The sequence below is a fragment of the Telmatospirillum siberiense genome, assembly GCF_002845745.1.
Lineage (GTDB): Bacteria > Pseudomonadota > Alphaproteobacteria > Rhodospirillales > Magnetospirillaceae > Telmatospirillum > Telmatospirillum siberiense.
The window spans coordinates 11,776-32,406 of the sequence record NZ_PIUM01000008.1; the positions used below are offsets into that span (position 1 = coordinate 11,776).

Sequence of the window (20,631 nt, forward strand, 5' to 3'; positions counted from 1 at the left end):
TCAGTGGCTCCCCGCCAGAGAGGCTTCCTCGGCCTGCACCTTCTGCATGGCCTCGAGCGCCTTGCGATAATCGACAGGCATGACCTTGACGAATTTCGGCATGTAATGATCCCAGTTGAGCAGCAGGTCATTGGCCCGGGCGCTGTTGGTGTAGCGCCGATGATTTTCGATCAGCATGCGCAGGCGAATTTCATCGTGCCGGGTCATGTCGGCCGAAATATCCACCAAACCATGTCCCTCCAGTTCGCCGCCGGACCAATCCTGAGCCTCGGGAGCATTTTCCTCGGCGGCGACGGGGGCCAGCTCGACCATGGCCAGATTGCACCTCCGTTCGAAATCACCATCCTCGTCAAGGACGTAGGCAATGCCGCCGCTCATGCCGGCGGCGAAATTGCGCCCCGTGCTGCCAATGACGACGACGATACCGCCGGTCATATATTCGCAGCCATGATCGCCGACCCCTTCGACCACCGCGGTGGCACCGGAATTGCGGACGGCGAAGCGCTCGCCACCGACGCCGCGGAAGTAGCATTCCCCTTCGATGGCACCGTATAACACGGTATTGCCGACGATGATGTTCTCCTCGGCGGCCAGTTTCGATTTCGGCGACGGCAGGATGACGATGCGTCCGCCCGACAGTCCCTTGCCCACATAGTCGTTGGCTTCGCCGGTCAGCTCCAGCGTCACGCCCTTGGCCAGGAACGCACCGAAGCTTTGCCCCGCCGTTCCGGCCAGACGCACCGAAATGGTGTCGTCGGGCAGACCATGATGGCCGTAGCGCCGCGCCACCTCGCCCGACAGCATGGCCCCCACGGTGCGGTCGACGTTATGGACCGGCAGATCGATCTGCACCGGCTTCCGGCTCTCAAGGGCCGGCATGGCCTGGGCGATGATCTTGCGGTCAAGGACGTCCTCCAGACCACGATTCTGCTTTTCGCAATGGCGCGTGGCCACTCCTTCCGGAGCATCCGGCGTATGGAACAAGCGGGTGAAGTCGAGCCCCTTGGCTTTCCAGTGATCGAGCGCCTGGCGCGCATCGAGCAGGTCGCTGCGCCCGATCAGATCTTCGAATTTGCGGATGCCCAGCGAGGCCATGATCTCGCGAACCTCCTCGGCGACGAAGAAGAAATAATTGATGACATGCTCAGGCTGCCCGGTGAACCGCTTGCGCAGTTCCGGATCCTGGGTGGCGACACCCACGGGGCAGGTGTTGAGATGGCATTTGCGCATCATGATGCAGCCCGAGGCGATCAACGGCGCCGTGGCGAAACCGAACTCGTCGGCGCCCAGCAAGGCCCCGATGATCACGTCGCGCCCGGTCCTGACGCCACCGTCCACCTGCACGGCGATACGGCCGCGCAATCTGTTCAGGACCAGGGTCTGATGGGTTTCCGCCAGACCAATTTCCCAGGGACCGCCGGCATGCTTGATCGAAGTCAGCGGCGAAGCGCCGGTGCCGCCGTCATGGCCGGAGATGGTCACATGGTCGGCGCGCGCCTTCGCCACACCCGCAGCCACGGTGCCGACGCCGGATTCCGAGACCAGCTTGACGCTGATGCGGGCCTGGGGATTGACGCTCTTCAGATCGAAGATAAGCTGCGCCAAATCCTCGATCGAATAGATGTCGTGGTGCGGCGGCGGACTGATCAGGCCGACGCCGGGCGTCGAATGACGGACCCGCGCGATGGTGGCATCCACCTTGTGGCCGGGCAGCTGCCCCCCCTCGCCCGGCTTGGCGCCCTGCGCCATCTTGATCTGGATGTCGTCGGCATTGACCAGATATTCGGCGGTGACGCCGAACCGCGCCGAAGCCACCTGCTTGATCGCCGAACGCATGGAATCGCCGTTGGTCAGAGGGCGGAAGCGTTCCGCCTCCTCGCCGCCTTCACCGGTGTTGGAGCGTCCGCCGATACGGTTCATGGCGATGGCCAGGGTGGTATGGGCCTCGCGGCTGATCGATCCGTAGCTCATCGCCCCGGTCGAAAAACGCTTGACGATCTGCGCCGCGGACTCGACCTCGTCCAGGGGCACCGGGGCGCCGACCGCCTTCAACTGGAACAGGCCGCGCAGATTGAGCAACCGTTCACTCTGGTCGTTCAACAGCTTGGAAAATTCCCGGTAGCGTTCGGGCAGATTACCGCGCACCGCATGCTGGAGCGCACTGATGGTCTGCGGCGTCCAGGCATGTTCCTCGCCGCGCAGACGCACGGCATATTCGCCCCCGGCATCCAACATCGAGCGCAGCACCGGCGAGGCGCCGAAGGCGTTCTGGTGACGGATCATCATCTCCCGGGCGATCTCTTCGACGCCGACCCCTTCGATGGTGGCGTTGGTGCCCTTGAAATAGGTATCGACGAATTTCCGCGACAATCCGACCGCGTCGAAGATCTGCGCGCCGCAGTAGGACTGGTAGGTCGAGATGCCCATCTTGGCCATCACCTTCAGGATGGCCTTGTCGATGCCCTTGATGAACCGCTTGTGCAGATCATGTTCCGAGATCGGTTCGGACAATGTCGGGCGGATGGCGTCCAGGGTTTCGAACGCCAGATAGGGATTGATCGCCTCGGCGCCATAGCCGGCCAGCAGGCAGAAATGGTGGACCTGAAGCGCGCTGCCGGTCTCGACGACCAAACCGACCTCGGTGCGCTTGCCTTCGGCGACCAGATGATGATGCACCGCCGATGTGGCGAGCAGCGCCGGAACCGGAATGCGCTCGGGGCCGACATCGCGGTCCGACAGCACGAGGATGTTCACCCCCTCGCCAACCACGCGGCTCACCTCCGTCTTGATCCGCTCGATGGCCTCTGCCAGTCCCTCCGGGCCGGAGGTCGCCGGCCAGGTGATATCGATGGTCACTGATTTGAAGGCGTTGTCGGCATGCTGGCTGATGGCGCGGATCTTCTCCAGATCCTCGTTGGTCAGGATCGGCTGGCGCACCTCGAGCCGCTTGCGCAATGCGCCGTCGGGCCTTCCCAGCAGGTTCGGCCGGGGCCCGATCAGGCTGACCAGGCTCATCACCGCCTCCTCGCGGATGGAATCGATCGGCGGATTGGTCACCTGGGCGAAGCACTGCTTGAAATAGGTGTAAAGCAGCTTGGGCTTGGACGAAAGCACGGCCAGAGGCGTGTCGGTGCCCATGCTGCCCACAGCCTCCTGACCGGCGACGGCCATCGGTGTGATGAGGAATTTGATGTCTTCCTGCGTGTAACCGAAGGCCTGTTGACGGTCGAGAAGCGAGACTTCGGTCGCCTGACGGTCGGGCTGCTGCTCGGGCAGGTCCTCAAGGAAGATCTGGCTTTTGGCCAGAAGCTCCGTATAGGGATGCGCGTTCGCCAACTCGGCCTTGATTTCGGCGTCATCGATGATGCGCCCCTGGTCGAGATCGATCAGCAGCATCCTGCCGGGCTGCAGGCGCCATTTCTTGACGATCTTCTCCTCGGGAATGGGTAGCACGCCCATCTCGGAGGCCATCACCACGATATCGTCATCGGTGACCAGATAACGTGCCGGCCGCAGCCCATTGCGGTCCAAGGTCGCGCCGATCTGCCGGCCATCGGTGAAACACACCGCCGCCGGCCCGTCCCAGGGCTCCATCAAGGCCGCGTGATATTCGTAGAAGGCGCTTCGCTTCTCGTCCATCAGCGGATTGCCGGCCCAAGCCTCCGGGATCATCATCATCATCGCATGGGCCAGCGAATAGCCGCCCTGCACCAGCAATTCGAGGGCATTGTCGAAGCTGGCGGAGTCGGACTGACCGTCGAAGGTCAGGGGCCACAACTTGGCCAAATCGTCGCCCAGGAGATCCGACTGCATGGCATAGCGCCGGGCCACCATCCAGTTCAAATTGCCGCGCAATGTGTTGATCTCGCCGTTGTGGCAGATCATGCGGAAGGGATGGGCCAGACTCCAGGTCGGAAAGGTGTTGGTGGAAAAGCGCTGATGGACCAGGGCGAGCGCCGAAACCAGGCGCTCATCGACGAGATCCTTGAAATAAGGACCGACCTGATCGGCCAGCAGCATTCCCTTGTAGACGATGGTGCGCGACGACATCGAGGGGATGTAGAAGGTTTTCGCTTGCGCGGAGAAACGCTCGCGAATGGTGATCGACATCTGCTTCCTGATGACGAACAGCTTGCGTTCGAACGCATCCTGATCGGCGAGCTGAGCGCCGCGACCGATGTAGACCTGCCGGATCACCGGCTCCGAGGCACGCACGCTTTCGCCAAGCACGCCGCTGTCCACCGGGACGTCGCGCCAACCGAGAAGGACCTGCCCCTCATCGGCGATGACCTTCTCGATGATCGCCTCGCATTCGGCGCGCACGTCCTTTTCCTGGGGCAGGAAGATCATGCCGACGCCGTAGGCACCCAATGCCGGCAGGGCGATGCCCAAGCGCTCCGCCTCGGGACGCAGTAAGCCGTCCGGCAACTGAAGCAGGATGCCCGCGCCGTCACCCGCCAGCGGATCGGCGCCGACGGCGCCACGATGGGTCAGGTTGACGAGGATTTGCAGCCCTTGCCGGACGATCTCATGATTTTTTCGGTTCTTGATATCGACCACGAAGCCGACACCGCAGGCGTCATGTTCGTGACGCGGATCATAAAGCCCCTGGTCGTTCGGAGAACCGTTCAAAGTCATTTTCCAAGTCTTTCCCTACAGCCGTCGTCCGAGATGACGGCAGACCACACAAAGGCATCCGGCAAAAACGATTTGCCGGCAACACGAAAGGATATTCGCGGGATGGCGTCGCGGAAGTCATTTTTCAGAAGATGGCGACGTCTGGTCAAGCTTTTCTTATCAGGATTATCCCTTGTCGCCCTTCTTCCCGCCACTCCTTTCCGCGCGCCTTTCCGATGCGTTGTTTAAAAATAATAGAAAATCCAGGATGATGCCCGCCGAACGAACGGAGACGGAACGCGCGATGACGGGTGACGGAGTGATTTGCGTGATCGGCGGCGGACCGGCCGGATTGATGGCCGCGGAGACGGCGGCCGCAGGAGGAGCCGACGTCGTCGTCTGCGACGCCATGCCGTCGGTTGGCCGAAAATTTCTTCTCGCCGGCCGCGGCGGCCTCAATCTGACCCATAGCGAACCCGGACCCGCGTTCGTTTCCCGCTATGGTGCCGAAGCCGGCCTGTTCGGCGGATTTCTGGCGGAATTCGGTCCCGATGATTTGCGCGCCTGGGCCCGGGATCTTGGTATCGAGACATTCGTGGGCAGCAGCGGCCGGGTTTTTCCGGCCGAATTCAAGGCGGCCCCCCTGCTCCGGGCGTGGGTGCGCAGGCTGCGCGACCAGGGGATCACCTTCCGCCCCCGCCATCGGTGGGCCGGTTTCGCCGACGACGGAGCGCTCGTCTTCCGCTCCCCCCGGGGCGAATGGCACCTGTCTCCCGGCGCGACCGTGCTGGCCCTGGGCGGAGGAAGCTGGCCGCACCTGGGATCGGATGGCGGATGGATTTCCCCCCTGCAGTCCATCGGCTGCCGGATCCGGCCGTTGCGTCCCAGCAACTGCGGCTTCCTGGTCGCCTGGTCGAGCCATATGGCACCGCATTTCGGCCAGCCCTTGAAAGCCGTCGCCTTAAGCTTTGGCGGGCGTCGCCTGCGGGGCGAGGCGATGCTGACCGAATACGGCATCGAGGGCGGAGCGGTCTATGCGCTTTCCGCCGCCTTGCGCGACGCGATCGATCGAGACGGAAGCGCCGTCCTGACTGTCGATCTCAAGCCGGATTTTTCCGAAGAGACGCTGAGCGAGCGTCTGGCACGGCCTCGGGGGCGACTATCGCTGTCCAATTGGCTGCGCCGGACCGCCAACCTGCCCCCGGCGGCCGTGGCCCTGCTCCGCGAGACGGCACCGGCGGAAGCCCTGGCCCGCCCGGCCTCCCTGGCCCGGGCAATCAAGACCGCGCCCGTGCCGCTCCATGGCGCGAGGCCGCTCGCCGAGGCGATCTCCAGCGCCGGCGGATTATGTTTCGAAGAGCTCGACGACGATCTCATGGTGCGCCGCCGCCCCGGACTCTTCGCCGCCGGCGAAATGCTCGATTGGGAGGCGCCGACCGGCGGCTATCTGCTGACCGGCTGTTTCGCCACCGGCCGGCGGGCCGGCCGGGGTGCTTTGCGATGGCTGGAAACCGCCGGGAAAAGATGAGGGCCGGCGGTCTCGGATGGGCCCCTAATCCATACGTTTCAACAACTCCACCTCGGTATCGAGAGCGGCGACCGATCGGCGCTGTTCGTCGACTTTCCGTCCAAGGGCCGACAATGTGGCCTCGATCATGGACGCGTTGACAACGACGGCGTCGACCTGTCTGACCGTCCCCTGGAAACGTTCCCGCACATCGCCGAAACGGCGATTGGCCGACTCGATCTTGCCGCCGAGGGACGACAGGCCATCCTCGATGCAGGCGATGGCCGTCTGGGTACGTCCCAGCGATGCCTTGGTATCGGTGGCCAGCTTTTTCACCTCGTTGGCGACGACGGCGAAGCCGCGCCCGGTTTCCCCAGCCCTGGCCGCCTCGATGGTGGCGTTCAAGGCCAGAAGATTGGTCTGCCCCGCAATACCGTCGATGATCTCGATGACGTCGCGCATGCCCGACGCGTGCCGGTGCAACGAGGCGAAGCCCTCGACCAGGGCATCGGCGTCCCCCGTGTCGAGCGCCAGATCGGCATTGGCCTGGATGCTGACGCGGATACCGTCCACCGTGCCACGGATATCGGAGAGCTTGGAGAGCACCCCCTCGATTTCGGACGTCAAAGCGACGCCGGTATCGAAGTGGGCGGTAAGACGATGGATGACGTAGCTCCGCAGGCGGTTGAGGATTTCGACCCGGTTGAGGTGGCATCGGGTGAAATATTCGCGAAATCTGGCGTAATAGATGGGAAAATTGTCGACCAGATCGTCGGCGAACGGTCCATCGCCGACATCGAAGAACACCACAGCGGACAATGTCTGATTGACATTGATGCCGAACATCTCGCCGAAAGTGGAAAATCCGGCAACCGGAGCCGGCCAGATTCCGGACAATCCGGCCAGCGCCGCTTCGTTGTTGAGACGACGCAGGATACAGTCGTTCAGCAGCACGGCAAGCGGAGCCGGCTTGCCGCGCAGGAAGACCTCGACATCCTGTTTGGTCTGCTCGATGAAGTCGGTGGCCTGCAGCAACCAGAGTTCGTCACCCGGATTGACGTCGCAAAAGAATGTGATGCTTCCCTGGACGGGGTCGATCCCGGCCACCGAGCGAACATAGAACTCGCCGTCCAATTCGATGCCGAAAGTATGCTTCTTCAGTTTTTCGGCCAACGCCGCCGGCGACACCCCCATGGCCCTGGCGACCGCCTCGGCCGCCGATACCGGCCGGCCACTGGCCGCGTCAAACACCGCCTTGACGCAACGCAGGTCGGGATCGGCATCGATGACGATGAAAGACTTGTCGGTCTTCTTGAAATTCTGACTTTTGAGCGCCCCATAGCGTTTGCCGGGCGCCAGTTTGAGAAAGGCGATGACGGCATGGTTCTCAAGCACTTTTCGGCCGTCATAAATATAGGTGTTGCGGAAGTCGAACTTTCCGCCCGCCGAACCACCGACGAACAGGCAGGGGAATCGGGCTGAGCGGTATACCGATTCCATGAAAAGATTTTCGCAGTTGGACAAGCCATCGATGAAAGTCAACGCCAGCGAATCATGCGCATCAAGATGGAACGACGGATGAAGCGAGTTCAGCGACTGACGGATGCGCCCCACCCGCTCCTCCCGGTTGAGGGACGGCTTGCCCTGCCGGATATCTTCGTTATGCAGGGGAATGGAGTGTATGGAGACCTGGTCGATCAGGTCCGGCGAAAATATCTGCACCACGACGCTCGACCATTGATCCCCGGTCGGCTTGTAGAGTGACCCACCGGCCTGGAAACATAGCTCCCCGGCCGTGGAGACGGCCAGCACCAGAGTATGCTCGGCAAGGCGTCTCAAGTTCGTCGTCACGCGAATGAAATCGACATGTGGCGAGACGAAGGCCAAGGCGATCGGCGACGGCCGGCCGGCGAAAAGAAAATCGTCGGAGGACAGTTGCGCCAGGGCTCCGTCGCTGTCGATCACCCGGATTGGGGGGGCCGGCGTCTTGACGGGAGAAACGGAAGTGGGTTCACGATCGACCGGCAAGGTGTCAATCGATGGGACAGCCTTGTTCCAAAGGAACATTCGACATCTCCTCTTCTTGTTTTTTTAAACATTTCTGTCTTTTTTACAGAAATTATATAATTTATTATTTAATTACATCCACCATCACCCCTCCCTTCGATAAGAGGAACAAGGGAGTGATGTAGATTGAGCGTATTCTGCTTTAGTGTGGACGATGACTCGTCGCCTGTCTGTCAGATGACGGACAGTTCCACATTCCGCCGACCTCGGCCCATTGATAAATTATCGAAAACGGACCTTCGGCCCGCGCGACGGCAAGGGGGTACAAAAGGGCGGACGAAAGCCCTTCTCCCACAGGGGTTACGGCATCACGCATTTTTTCAGTAGAGAAAAGCCTGTTGTTTGCGAGCCGAAGACGAAGCAATCCTTCGGTGGCACCGGCAGGGACGCCCATAGGGCTAGCTTAACCCTCGCCCCTTGCGGGAGAGGGTGGCCGCTTTAGCAGACGGAAATGATGTCACGAAGACTTTTTCCGCAGCCTGTTAGCGGCCGGGTGAGGGGGCGCGCGTCGGCGCGACATAAGAGTTGTTTGTTTCCGCACACTTTTTCCGCGCTCGGCGCGCGTAAGTCCCTCACCCGCTCGCTTACGCTCGCCGCCCTCTCCCACAAGGGGCGAGGGAGAACGCGACTACGCCCGCCCTATCCCGGCAGACATGTGGAGACCAGCTTCGTCGGCGCGTTCTTCGCCTGTTTCTTCAATTTGGCGATGAGAGCGCTGACGTCGTCGGCTGAAAAAAGACGGCGGGGGGACGCCGCTTCGACCACCACGGCGCTCGCCGAAAGCAGGGGAAAGCACTTCACCGTTCCATCGCGATCGGCGGCGCTGATGCAGCCCGCCGCCCTCGCCTCGGCATCGTAGAAGCTCTCCGCGTCGCTGCGGAACGCCTCCAGCAGGTACCCGGCCTCCGTGGCGGCCCCGGCGGCAAGGGCTCCGACGAAGCCGATGAAAAAATCATCGCCGCCGATGTGCCCCAAAAAACATTCGGCGGCCAGCCGCTTGCGTATCATTTCGGCGAACAGCAAAATCGCCCGATCCCCCTGGCGAAAACCGTACTTATCGTTGAACGGCTTGAAATTGTCGAAATCGACGTAAACGTAGGCGCAGGGACTATTGACGTCGGCAAGGCTCTCGGCGATGAACTGATTGATCAGAGAATTGCCCGGCAGTTTGGTGAGCGGATTCTGATCCCGCGCCTGAGCCAGGCTTTTTTCATTGATCACCCGGATGATCGAACGTGCCGACAAAAAGCCGACGTAGCGCATCTGATCGACCAGAATGATCCCTTCCGCCTCCTCGTCGCCCGAATAGATCGACATGATATTCTCGACGGGCATCTGGACGTCGGCGATCGGACAACGAACGATGAAATCCTTGAGTTTGCGGCCCAGCCCCTTATTCGAGATGAGATCCTTGCCGAAAGGCGAGTAGGCGTAATTCTTGATATTGCTCTCCCGGACGATCCCCAGGGGCTGCCCCATGCGGTCGACGACGGGAAGAAAAGTCTGACGGGTGTCGCGCCGCAGCCGATCAAAAACGGCGGTAATTTCGTCGTCAATGGTCAAGGGCGGGATCGGCGCCATCTGATCGAGAATAATCTTGCGGTCCCCCACCCTGCCCCGGCGATCGTGCCGGGACAATTCCTCGACATGCGGATAATGGGATGGCAGGTCGCCCGGATGCAGGCAGGGTCCCTCGATCATGACGCCCTGGGCCAAGTCGCAGCCGACCTCCTTACAGGTCATGAACTCCGATCGCGACTCGACACCGACCGCGACCACGACGATTCCCAGCAGATGAGCTGTCGCGACCACGTTGGACAGCAACATCTTCTTCTTGGAATCGGACGTTACGTTGCGGATAAAAAACTGATCGAGCTTCAGGAACTCCGGCTCGACACCGTAGAGCATCTGAAAACCGGCGACGCCGCCGCCAAAACGATCGATGGCGATCTTGCAAGTCTGGCGTTTCAGGGCGCGCACCCAGGGCGCCACCGGGTCGAAGACCCCGGGTGGCGGCTCGCTGATCTGGAAGGTAATGGCGTTTTCCGGCACATCGTACTGGGAAAGCAATCCCCTGATCTGACGAGGCAGACTATCGCTCCCATCCAGGGACCGGCTATCGATATTGAGAAACAGGCGGGCGCCGCGGGCGTGGGGCAGACCGGCGAAACGCGCCGTCGCCATTTCCCACAGCCGCAATTGGACGACATCGAGTTGACCGATCGCGTAACAGGCATCGAAAAAAGCCCGCTGATCGGGAAATCCCTGATCGGCACATCCATTCAGCAGCGCTTCGTAGGCGAAACAATGCCCGGTGGCCATATTGACGATGGGCTGAAAAGCGTGATCCAACCGTTCGATGACAGTCAAAGGATCAGGCATATTCACGGCACTGGAAAAGAGCGACCCCGCTTCCTTGGACACAACGCCAGCTTTCAGTTTTTCGGCAACCTCAAGAGACCGGATTGAAACGGCCCCGCGCTCGTCCGATCATATTCCTAACGGGGCCCGATTTATCGGCAGAATCTGTGACCCCTCCGCATTTGTCAATATTTCAGGCACAACGACACCCAATGTTCATTATTCCTCAATTCATATTTTTGAAACATGTTCATGCCACCATAAAATCATTACTGAGTTTTAAAATAAAATATAACCCAACCACCACTAGAGCATAACGGCTCATCCGAAGTGGCAAATATGAGGAGAAGAGATGTCCGATAAAGATTCCGTAGAGGCCGCGCCTTCGGTTGAAATCGATGGAGAACGGCATTTCCTTGTCGATCAGGAACGCCTCGCCATCCTTTCCGAAGCTCTTGGCGAGAGCAAATTGACCGAACTCACCCTCACCGCCCGTCAATCCATTCTCGAATCGGCCGGCGAGTTGCGAGCCAACTGGCAAACGGGAGATGTTCACGCCGCCGGTCGCAGCGCCCATCGTCTGGTCGGCGTCGCCGCCAATTTCGGATGGCCCGCCCTGGCCGCCGTTGCCCGGGTCATCGAACGGGCCTGTCACGACGGGACCGACGGACGTCAGCACGCGCCCCAATTCGAGGAGATCCTGGCGGCATCATTGGCAGCTCTTTCCATTTCACCCGCCGGCTGATGAAACAAGCTTTTCATGGGTGTGGAAATTCCTGCTGTTTTCGGTCACTCTCTGCCGACCGGACGGCTCGGATAGAAGTGCGACGGTACGGCTGACCGAACAGAGGTTGTTACAAGAATAAATATGTCAGCGTTCAATCCCATGGACCTGACCGTCCGCCCGGTGCTCGTCGCCTTGTGGGGATTGGTCCTGGTCGCCTCGTTTCTCCGCCGCCGTCAACAGGCCCACAGCGCTGCCACCGTCCGCCTTTTGTTGCTCGTTCTGGGTGTGATCGCCGCCACCGCCACGGCTGACGGGGCTTTGTCGGCGGACGCCACGTCAGGGATTGCCCCGCTCCTCAAAGGACTGCTCGCCTTGGGCTTGCTGCTGACGCTGGCCCGCTTGCCCCGTTACGCCGACAACCGGGGACGAACTGGCGTATCGCCACAGCCATCTTCGGAGACCGGGACCGCGCCGACGCGATCCCTGATCGACAACCTTCCCGAGGCCCTGCTCATCCATGACGGGAAAGGCCGGCTCACCGAAATCAACAATACGCTATGCCGCATGCTGGGCTATCAGCGACACGAATTGATCGGCATGCGGATCAGTGATTTCGAGACGCGCCTCACCCGCGACGAGTTGGAGGAGATCTGGCGCGACATCGAATTCACGCCTCCGGGCATCCGCCACGGCATCTGGACGCGCAAGGACGGCACCCGCCTGCCCATCGAAGTCGCCATTGCGCCGCTCCCCCGCGAAGACGCCTCCCATCCGCTGATCATCGCGCTAGCGCGTGATGCCAGCGAGCACCAAACCCATCTGGCCAATCTTGAAAGCACGGTCGAGCGGTTGACCTGCGCGCAGACACGCGCGGAAACGGCGATCCAGGCCAAAAACGGTTTTCTGCAAAGCACCGGCCGCAAGTTGCGCACGCCGCTCACCACCATTCTCGGCCTGACGCAGATGATCGAAAAAGGACTGTCGAATGGCGACGACAAGATTTCCGATTATCTGAAGAGCATCCATTCATCGAGCCTCGATTTGCTCGAGGTGACGGAAGAACTGTCCCGTGCCGCCACTCTCGAGGCCGCCGCCACCGGCGATGAACAGCACAGCTACCGGACCATCATCGAGATGTCGCCGGACACCATCTGTCTGTGTCACGACGGCGTCATCACCTTCATCAATACAGCCGGACTGCGGCTGTTGGGCGTCTATGACGCAAAACAGGTGGAGGGTCAGGCGCTGAGCAAGTTCGTCCATCCCGATTATCAGGTGTTGTGCGAGGGTAACTTCAGTCCGCTCATCGGCGAGACGGCCGCGACGCCGATGAAATTCCTCCACGCCTCAGGCAAGGCGCTGGACGTCATCGCCTCGGCCTCGGCGGCGCCGGAAGGCGACGGAAATGTCCTCGTCGTGGTCAGAAACATCTCCGATGTCATGCGCGCCAACCGTGATGTCGCCGCGCAGGCCAAGCGTTTGAACAGCATTCTCGACACCGCCGTCGACGCCATCGTGGTGACCGATGAGCGGGGAAATATCGAGACCTTCAACCGCTCGGCGGAAACCATGTTCGGCTACAACGCCAATCAGACCATCGGCAAGCCGATCGAGATTCTGATGACCGAGGAGGGAGGCCGGGATCATAAAAAGAAACTCGCCGCCGCCCTTGCCACCCGGCAGCCGCAGATCGCCGGATCCGCCCGCGAGATCGCCGGCCGTCGCCAGGATGGCAGCGTCTTCCCGGCGGAGATTTCCGTCTCGCTCTGCCATCTCGACGATCGACGCCTCTTTACGGCTATTTTCCGGGACGTCACCGAGCGCCGCAATTTCGAGGACTATCTCGCCCATTCGGCCAATCACGACTCCCTGACCGGCCTTCCCAACAGACGCCTGCTGCAGGAACGGCTCCAGCATGCCATCGATCACGCGGCGGTGAACAAGTCCTGGGTGGCCGTCTGGTTCGTCGATCTCGACGGTTTCAAGATGGTCAACGACGTCATGGGACATGTCGCGGGCGACGAACTGCTGATCGAGGCCGGACGCCGCATGGTTTCCGGCGTCAAATCGACAGACATGGTGGCGCGCTTCGGCGGCGATGAATTCACCATCATCAACAGCGGCGTCCATAACCGTACCGAAGTGGGCCAGGCGGTCGAACATTTCATGGCCACGCTAAGCCGCCCATTCATCCTGCGCGGCCGCGAGTTGACGTTGAGCGCCAACGTCGGCATCGCCATCTTCCCGGAACACGCGGTCTTGGCGTCGGAACTCATCGTCCATGCCAGCGCGGCGATGCTTTTCGCCAAGGCCAGCGGCCGCAACCTCTATCGCTTCTTCGACCCCGTCATGCACAGTCAATCGGCCGAACGGCTGACGCTTGAGAACGAGTTGCGACGCGGCATCGAACGCGACGAATTGCTGCTGTATTACCAACCGCAAATCGATGTCGCCAGCGGACGCATCGTCGGACTTGAAGCTCTGGTGCGCTGGAAACACCCCAGCATGGGACTGATCCAACCGAGCCGCTTCGTCCCGATCGCCGAGCAGACCGGCCTGATCGTGCCCCTGGGTGCCTGGGTTCTGCGGCGCGCCTGCACCGATCTGCGCCAGCTTCAGGACATGGGACTGAACAATGTCTCGATCGGCGTCAATATCTCGGCTCGGCAATTCACCGATTCCGATGTCTTAAGCCAGATCCAGCAGGCCATCGAGGAAACAGGCATCGATCCGCAACACCTCGACGTGGAGATCACCGAAAGCACCCTGATGAACAACCCCGAACATGTGATCAGCTATCTGGAGCGCATGAAGGGATTGGGCATCCGCCTGTCCATCGACGATTTCGGCACCGGCTATTCCTCGCTCAATTATTTGAAGCGCTTCCCCGTCGACACTTTGAAAATCGACCGCTCCTTCGTCATCGACATCGCCGACAATCCGAAGGATGAGGCGATCGCCGTCACCATCATCACCCTGGCCCATTCCATGGGAATGACGGTTCTGGCGGAAGGCGTCGAACATGCCAGACAGGCGGAAATTCTGGCGAATCATCGCTGCGATATCATCCAGGGCTTCCTCTACGGCAAGCCGATGTCCCTGCCGGACGCCATTGCCGAATTGCAAATGGGCCGCAACATCGCCATGCCGGAGAAAAAAGCCCATTGAGGGCCCGCGCCATCGTTGGCGAGAAGCCATGGGTTTCGGAGAAATCCGCCCGGCGATTGGGTCCGATCACCGAGAGTTGGTATTAGGTTCAGTGGACAATTGGCAATCGGCCGGATGAGGCTCGTCCTCTTGATCGTTCCTGCGCGCTCCGGCTTTTGATGAACCACCAAGACACCAAGGTGGTGGAGTGTGCCTCTGGCATTTTCCCGACCCGTCATCGGCTGTCGGGCGAATGCCTGCGGCGCGGATTGGCTGCCGCCGACTGATCCGAAAGACGCCTTGGTGTCTTGGTGCCTTGGTGGTTCAAAATTCCTTTCATGCCATCGGGAAAACGGGAGAAGCCTTAACAGGCTGCGGAAAAAGCCGGAATTTCTTCGTCATTCCCGCGAAAGCGCATAGGCGCTAACTTAACCCTCGCCCGCTTTGCGGGAGAGGGTGGCCGCTTTAGCGGCCGGGTGAGGGGTACGCGCGTCTGCGCGACATAAAAACTTGTTTGTTTCTGCACACTTTTTCCACGCTCCCGCGTGTAAGTCCCCTCACCCGCTCGCTTACGCTCACCGCCCTCTCCCGCAAAGCGGGCGAGGGCTTAAGTTAGCGCCTATGCGCTTTCGCGGGGATGACGACGGAAATGATGTCACGAAGACTTTTTCCGCAGCCTGCTAAAGCGTCACGTCCGGCCGCTGCTCGGTCGAGGAGGCATCGACATCCCGCTGCATATCCTGTTCGACGTAGCGCAAGACCACTTCCACCGCCTCGTCGATCGACAGGCTCGCCGTGTCGATCTCCAGTTCCGGATTGACCGGCTGCTCGTAAGGCGCCGTTACCCCGGTGAATTCGGCGATCCCTCCCTGACGGGCCTTGGCGTAGAGTCCTTTCGGATCGCGGCGTTGGCATTCCTCGACCGGCGCCTTGACAAAGATCTCGTGGAACAGGCCGGGCGATGCGGCACGCGCCCGATCCCGGTCGGCCCGATAGGGTGAGATGAAAGCCGCGATGACGATCATTCCCGCCTGGGCGAAAAGATGCGCCACTTCGCCGATACGGCGCACATTTTCGGCCCGGTCCTCGGGCGAAAAGCCGAGATCGGCGTTAAGACCCTGGCGGACGTTGTCTCCGTCGAGAACGAACACCTGATAGCCCTTGGCGAACAGACGACGTTCCACCTCCATGGCGATGGTGGATTTCCCCGAGCCGGAAAGCCCGGTCAGCCAGAGCACGCCGGGCTTATGGCGGTTGACCGACTGGCGGTCGCGCAACGAGACCTTGTGAGCAACGGCAGTGATATCGTCGCCGACCGAATCCGGCTTGCAGCGATGATCGGGCAACCCCTTCATGGAGATGACGCCACCGCCGACGATGTCGAAATTATCGACCAGCACGAAACGACCGGTTTTCGGATTATCGACGAATTCATCGAAAGCCACCGGACCGCGTGATCGCAGCATCACCTCGGCCACGGCGTTTTTTTCGACGAAATCGGTATCCACCGAGGCCAGATCCGTGACGTCGATAACCCGTTCGACCTTCTCCACCACGACGCTGTATTCGGCGGTACCCAGTTTCATCTTGTAGCGCCGGCCGGCCGACAATGGCGCCCGACCCAGCCAGAACAGCCGGGCACGAAATAGATAGCTTCCCAGCGGCGGATTATCGAGCAGACTGGCGATCTGCCCACGCTCGATGAAGACCTGCTCGTCCAGCGTCACGCCGATGGACTGCCCGGCCACCGCCGTGACCGCCACAGGCTGGACATGCCAGCCCTCGATCGAGGCGATCCGGGCGGTTTTGCCGGAGGGCGAGAACAGCAGTCGGTCCCCCACCTTCAGGTTGCCGCTCTCGATACGCCCGGCGATGATCCGCCGATGATCGAACTTGAAGACGTCCTGGACGGGAAACCGCAAAGGCAGCGACGTCGCTTCCGTAACCGGCGCGAAACCGTCCAACGCCTCGATCACCGTCGGGCCCTCATACCAAGGCATATTGGCCGAACGATGGGACACATTATCGCCATGACGCGCGGCGGCGGGAATGATCTCTGTCGGCGTCACGCCGATTTCCGCGAGATAGGCGGAGATCTCAGCCGAAACCTCCTGGAAGCGCCCTTCGGAGAAATCCACCGCGTCCATCTTGTTGACGACTACCGCCAACTGGCGAAGCCCGAGAAGATGGAGAAGATAGCCATGTCGCCTCGATTGTTCCTGGACCCCCTCGATGGCATCGATGACCAGAACGGCGGCGTCGGCGCTCGCAGCGCCGGTGACCATGTTTTTCAGAAATTCCTTATGCCCCGGCGCATCGATGATGACATAAGGACGGCGCTCGGTCTTGAAGAGGATCTGTGCCGTATCGATGGTAATTCCTTGATCGCGCTCGGCTTGCAGGGCATCCATCACGAAAGCCCATTCGAAGGGCATGCCGCGCTTGTCGCAGACTTCGCGCAAGCTTTCCACTTTGCCCTCCGGCAGCGCGCCGGTCTCGTGCAGCAGGCGACCGACCAGGGTCGACTTGCCGTGGTCGACGTGACCGACGATGACGATCTTGAGGGCGGAAACGCTGGTCATGGCATTCATTTTACATATAACCCTGTGAACGCAGGCGCTCGAAAGCGTCCTCGGATTCCTTGTCCTGCGCGCGCCCCGAACGCTCGGAGACGCGCGTGGTCCGCAATTCCTCGATGATCTCGGCGACGGTGACCGCCGTGCTGGCGACGGTCCCCGTACAAGGCGCACAGCCCAGTGACCGATAGCGGCGGCCATTCTTGGCGAAATAGAGATCGACCACCGGGATATTTTCCCGCTCGATATAGCGCCAGATGTCGAGTTCGCCCCAATGCAGCAGGGGATGAATGCGCAAATGCGTGCCCGGAGCAAAATCGGTCTTGAACTGGTCCCAGAATTCCGGCGGCTGATCCTTGAAATCCCATTCGGCGGTCTCGTTGCGCGGGCTGAAGACACGCTCCTTGGCCCGAGTCCCCTCCTCGTCGCGGCGAATGCCGACGATGACGCCGGTAAAGCCGTTGTCGTGGATGATTTGTTTCAAGGGCTCGGTCTTCAAAGCCGAACAGCAGGTCACCCGGCCGCGGGATGGATGCATGCCGTCTTTCAGGGCCTGCTGGTTGCCGCCGATGATCAGCGGCAGATTCCATTCCTTGGCCACGCGATCACGGAAAGCGATCATTTCCGGGATTTTATAGCTGGTGTCGACATGCACCACCGGAAACGGCACATGGCCGAAGAATGCTTTCCGGGCCAACCACAGCAAGACGTTGGAGTCTTTGCCGATCGACCACAACATGGCGACCTTGTCGATCCGGTTGAACGCTTCGCGAAGAATGAAAATGCTCTGGCTTTCCAGGGCGTCGAGATCAGTGCTCATGACTATTTGCTTACCCGATGAATTCCGCATTCCGTTTTAGCGGCGCCGGCCCATCGTCCCGCCCTGACCGGTTCGTTCGCCCCGGTCGGCCGGGAACAGGGCCAACAGCCGATGGAGTGGTACCCCTGGGCGACCAGGGGATGAGCAGGCAACTTCCTAAGACGGAAGGCCTCGTCGATTCTCTGCTGGCTCCAACGGGCCAACGGGGCGATCTTCACCACCTCACCCGCGCCCGCCTCGATGGTCGACAGGCTTTCCCGCCCACCGCCGTGATATTGCTTGCGCCCGTCGATCAAGGCCCGAAAGCCCCGAACAGCCCGCCTCAAGGGTTGCACCTTGCGCAGATTGCAGCAGGCGTCGGCATCGGTGAGCCACAATTCGTCAGCTTTCTTAACGTCCTCGGGATCCGGCCGAATGACCCGCAGGTTGCGCAGTCCCAAAACCTCCGTCAGGCGGACCTGATAGGCGAGCGTTTCATCGAACAGTTCGCCGGTATCGAGAAAGATCACCGGAATCGTCTTGTCGCACTGCGCCACCAGATCGAGCAACACGGCCGCCTCGGCACCGAAGGAACTGATGACCGCCAAAGATTGGGGAAACTCCCGCCGCATCGCCGCTATCAGGTCCAATCCGTCCAAATCCCCATGCGCCCCGCGCAAGCGGGCCACGTCATCCTCGATGCTCATTCGGCGGCGTCCCGCCCATTGCCGGGTGCCTCGATAAGGGCGCGCACGCTGTCGATGAAAACCGCGACGGCTTCCCGGTAGGCATCGGGACGACCGCTCGACAGCGCCGCCGTCCGTTCCGCCTCGACATGATCGAGGGACGCCGCAATTCGCGCCTTGGCTATTCCACGAACGCGATCGTGGATTACCGTCGCCGATTCGTCGTCTTTCGTGAATTGACCGTCATGATGAAGGACACGGCGCGCCGCCAGGGTCTGCGCATCCTCCGCCGCGCGCAAGGCCTCCTCCCACCGACCGACCTGAAGATGGCGATCCAGACGGATCAGGGCGTCGTCGGCGAGATCCGCCAACAGATCGTCCGAGGCGAAGGGTGCCGCGCATTCGCCGCGCAAGGTCGGAGCCCCCTTGAACCTGTCCTCGTCGCCCCAATCGATGAACAGCTTCCCCTCGTCGGAAGCGTCGGCAAGCGGCGTCAACAGATCCTTGAGCCCCTCCTTGCCCAACCGCTCGGCCCAGCGCCGAACGCTTTCTCCGGATTGTTTGCCCCCGGCATATCCCTGGCGCAGGAGACGCAGGGCCGCCAAGCCGTGACGGGCCGGAATGATCGGTCCATGCAGACCGACGACACCATCCTGGACGCCGGTCCGCCCGTCGCCGCCGATATGGATCTGATAATGGGGGGCGGGCACGCCATCGATCTTCTTGGCCAGGCCCTGGAATCCGAAGTCGGCGATTTCATGCAGGCCGCAGGAATTCTGGCAGCCCGATACCCGAACGGAAATTCCCTTGGCCGTGGGATCGTCCTTCGCATCCGCCCAGACCTGACGGCCGAAGCCTTGCGAATTGGTGATTCCGATACGGCAGGTCGTGGTTCCCGGGCAGGACACCACATCGGCGCTCTCGGAGGCACTGGCCGGCACGTCGATATTGATGGCCCGCAGACGCTGAGCCACCTCGTCGAGGCGATCACCGGGGACGTCGGGCAGAACGACATTCTGATCGCGCGTCACCCGCAATTGCCGGATGCCGACGTCCCGGCCGATGGCCGCCAGGCCCTCGAGTTGCTCGGACGACAACAAGCCCAACGGCGGATTTCCGACCACGGCGAAACGTCCGTCATGCTGCTTGACGATCCCCAAGGGGGTCCGTTCGATCGCCGCCTCTTCCGGCCGGCGCCACTGCAAAGGCTGCCAGGGGCGCTGGGGCAGGCCGCGCAGACGTTCGAACTCCTCGGCGAACAAGGCGCGGAATTTTTCCTCGCCGAACCGCTTGACGACGAATTTGATGCGCGCCGCATTGCGATTGATGCGGTCCGAATAGCGCTGATGCAGACGGGCCAGGGTCTCCACGACCGTCTGCAATTCCTCTTCGGTCACGAAATCGAGGACTTTCGTCGCCGGACGCGGTTGACCGCCCAAGCCGCCCCCGGCGTAAACGATGAAACCCTTCTTGCCATTCGCTTCGGTGGCGATGAACGACAGATCGTGAATGGCCGAGACGCCGCAGTCCGTGGCGCAGCCGGACACCGAGATCTTCACCTTGCGCGGCATATGCTGGACCAGGGGATGGCGGATCCAGCTGCGAGCCAGACGGCTCGCCACCTCGCCGGCATCCACATGCTCGCGCGGGCAGTTGCCGGCAAGGGCGCAGGCATTGATGTTGCGCAGCGTGTTGCCGCAGGCTTCGCGCGTGGTCAAACCATTGGAATAAAGGAACTCCAACGCTTCGGCCGTGCGTTCCAGCGGCACGAAATAGGTCTGGAAATCCTGACGGGTGGTGATGTGGGCATCGCCCTGGCAGAATTTTCGATTGAAATGCGCAAGCACGCCCAGCCAGGGCAAGGGCACCAGCCCCCCCGGAATCTTGATGCGGACCATCTGCACGCCCGGCTGTTTCTGACCGTAGACGCCGAAGCGGACGCGGAATGCCGTCCACTTGTCCTCGTCCCAATCACCGCCCAGGCGGTGCTTCAACCCCTGCCGGTATTCGTCGAGATCAGAAAGCCGAACCAGGGGTTCGATTTCGCGGGAAGCATTGACGGACATGGTCACCAATCGGCCCTCGCTCTCCATTACACACAACATATGTGTTAATACAATCTATTTGCGCATACATTCGTGCAT

Annotated in this window: 10 protein-coding genes; 3 read left to right on the forward strand and 7 right to left on the reverse strand. The window is 61.2% G+C overall.

Features of this window, described 5'->3' with window-relative positions:
* Complete coding sequence (gltB, locus tag CWS72_RS09205) at positions 1-4,638, reverse strand: glutamate synthase large subunit (protein ID WP_101250311.1); 4,638 nt, start codon at positions 4,636-4,638, stop codon at positions 1-3.
* A 283-nt stretch (positions 4,639-4,921) separates the two neighbouring features.
* On the opposite strand from gltB, the gene CWS72_RS09210 reads away from it, so the two are divergent.
* The gene (locus tag CWS72_RS09210; protein ID WP_101250411.1) at positions 4,922-6,145 is read left to right on the forward strand and encodes a TIGR03862 family flavoprotein; all 1,224 of its coding nucleotides are present in this window, start codon (positions 4,922-4,924) and stop codon (positions 6,143-6,145) included.
* A gap of 24 nt (positions 6,146-6,169) precedes the next feature.
* Here CWS72_RS09210 and CWS72_RS28595 read toward each other — a convergent pair whose 3' ends face one another.
* Both CWS72_RS28595 and CWS72_RS09220 read right to left on the reverse strand, forming a co-directional pair.
* The gene (locus CWS72_RS28595; protein WP_101250312.1) at positions 6,170-8,191 is read right to left on the reverse strand and encodes a methyl-accepting chemotaxis protein; all 2,022 of its coding nucleotides are present in this window, start codon (positions 8,189-8,191) and stop codon (positions 6,170-6,172) included.
* A 639-nt stretch (positions 8,192-8,830) separates the two neighbouring features.
* Entirely contained in the window at positions 8,831-10,573 is a 1,743-nt protein-coding gene (locus CWS72_RS09220; RefSeq protein ID WP_101250313.1) for a GGDEF domain-containing protein, read from the reverse strand.
* A gap of 331 nt (positions 10,574-10,904) precedes the next feature.
* On the opposite strand from CWS72_RS09220, the gene CWS72_RS09225 reads away from it, so the two are divergent.
* Positions 10,905-11,297 carry an Hpt domain-containing protein gene (locus CWS72_RS09225; protein WP_101250314.1) on the forward strand — a complete coding sequence of 131 codons (393 nt, stop codon included), beginning with the start codon at positions 10,905-10,907 and terminating at the stop codon, positions 11,295-11,297.
* Between the two features lie 123 nt (positions 11,298-11,420).
* Entirely contained in the window at positions 11,421-14,447 is a 3,027-nt protein-coding gene (locus CWS72_RS09230; protein WP_101250315.1) for an EAL domain-containing protein, read from the forward strand.
* 659 nt (positions 14,448-15,106) lie between these two features.
* Here the strand turns inward: CWS72_RS09230 and cysC are convergent.
* From cysC to CWS72_RS09250, 4 genes are read right to left on the reverse strand one after another with little or no spacing between them, the layout of a single operon-like run.
* Entirely contained in the window at positions 15,107-17,008 is a 1,902-nt protein-coding gene (gene cysC / locus CWS72_RS09235; RefSeq protein WP_199175609.1) for an adenylyl-sulfate kinase, read from the reverse strand.
* Positions 17,009-17,018: 10 nt separating this feature from the next.
* Positions 17,019-17,822: a sulfate adenylyltransferase subunit CysD gene (gene cysD / locus CWS72_RS09240; RefSeq protein WP_101250317.1), complete on the reverse strand. Its 804-nt coding sequence runs from the start codon at positions 17,820-17,822 to the stop codon at positions 17,019-17,021.
* 2 nt (positions 17,823-17,824) lie between these two features.
* On the reverse strand, positions 17,825-18,508 hold the full coding sequence (locus tag CWS72_RS09245; protein ID WP_101250318.1) for a phosphoadenylyl-sulfate reductase: 684 nt from the start codon (positions 18,506-18,508) through the stop codon (positions 17,825-17,827).
* Positions 18,505-20,553 carry a nitrite/sulfite reductase gene (locus CWS72_RS09250; protein ID WP_101250412.1) on the reverse strand — a complete coding sequence of 683 codons (2,049 nt, stop codon included), beginning with the start codon at positions 20,551-20,553 and terminating at the stop codon, positions 18,505-18,507. The genes CWS72_RS09245 and CWS72_RS09250 overlap by 4 nt, the downstream gene beginning before the upstream one ends.
* Between the last annotated feature and the right edge of the window lie 78 nt (positions 20,554-20,631).

Bases quoted from the DNA above. Each gene is read 5' to 3' on its own strand.
- CWS72_RS09250 (WP_101250412.1), bottom strand. From the start codon at position 20,553: ATGTCCGTCAATGCTTCCCGCGAAATCGAACCCCTGGTTCGGCTTTCT.
- CWS72_RS09210 (WP_101250411.1), top strand. From the start codon at position 4,922: ATGACGGGTGACGGAGTGATTTGCGTGATCGGCGGCGGACCGGCCGGA.
- gltB (WP_101250311.1), bottom strand. From the start codon at position 4,638: ATGACTTTGAACGGTTCTCCGAACGACCAGGGGCTTTATGATCCGCGT.
- CWS72_RS09220 (WP_101250313.1), bottom strand. From the start codon at position 10,573: ATGCCTGATCCTTTGACTGTCATCGAACGGTTGGATCACGCTTTTCAG.
- CWS72_RS28595 (WP_101250312.1), bottom strand. From the start codon at position 8,191: ATGTTCCTTTGGAACAAGGCTGTCCCATCGATTGACACCTTGCCGGTC.
- cysD (WP_101250317.1), bottom strand. From the start codon at position 17,822: ATGAGCACTGATCTCGACGCCCTGGAAAGCCAGAGCATTTTCATTCTT.
- CWS72_RS09225 (WP_101250314.1), top strand. From the start codon at position 10,905: ATGTCCGATAAAGATTCCGTAGAGGCCGCGCCTTCGGTTGAAATCGAT.
- cysC (WP_199175609.1), bottom strand. From the start codon at position 17,008: ATGACCAGCGTTTCCGCCCTCAAGATCGTCATCGTCGGTCACGTCGAC.
- CWS72_RS09230 (WP_101250315.1), top strand. From the start codon at position 11,421: ATGTCAGCGTTCAATCCCATGGACCTGACCGTCCGCCCGGTGCTCGTC.
- CWS72_RS09245 (WP_101250318.1), bottom strand. From the start codon at position 18,508: ATGAGCATCGAGGATGACGTGGCCCGCTTGCGCGGGGCGCATGGGGAT.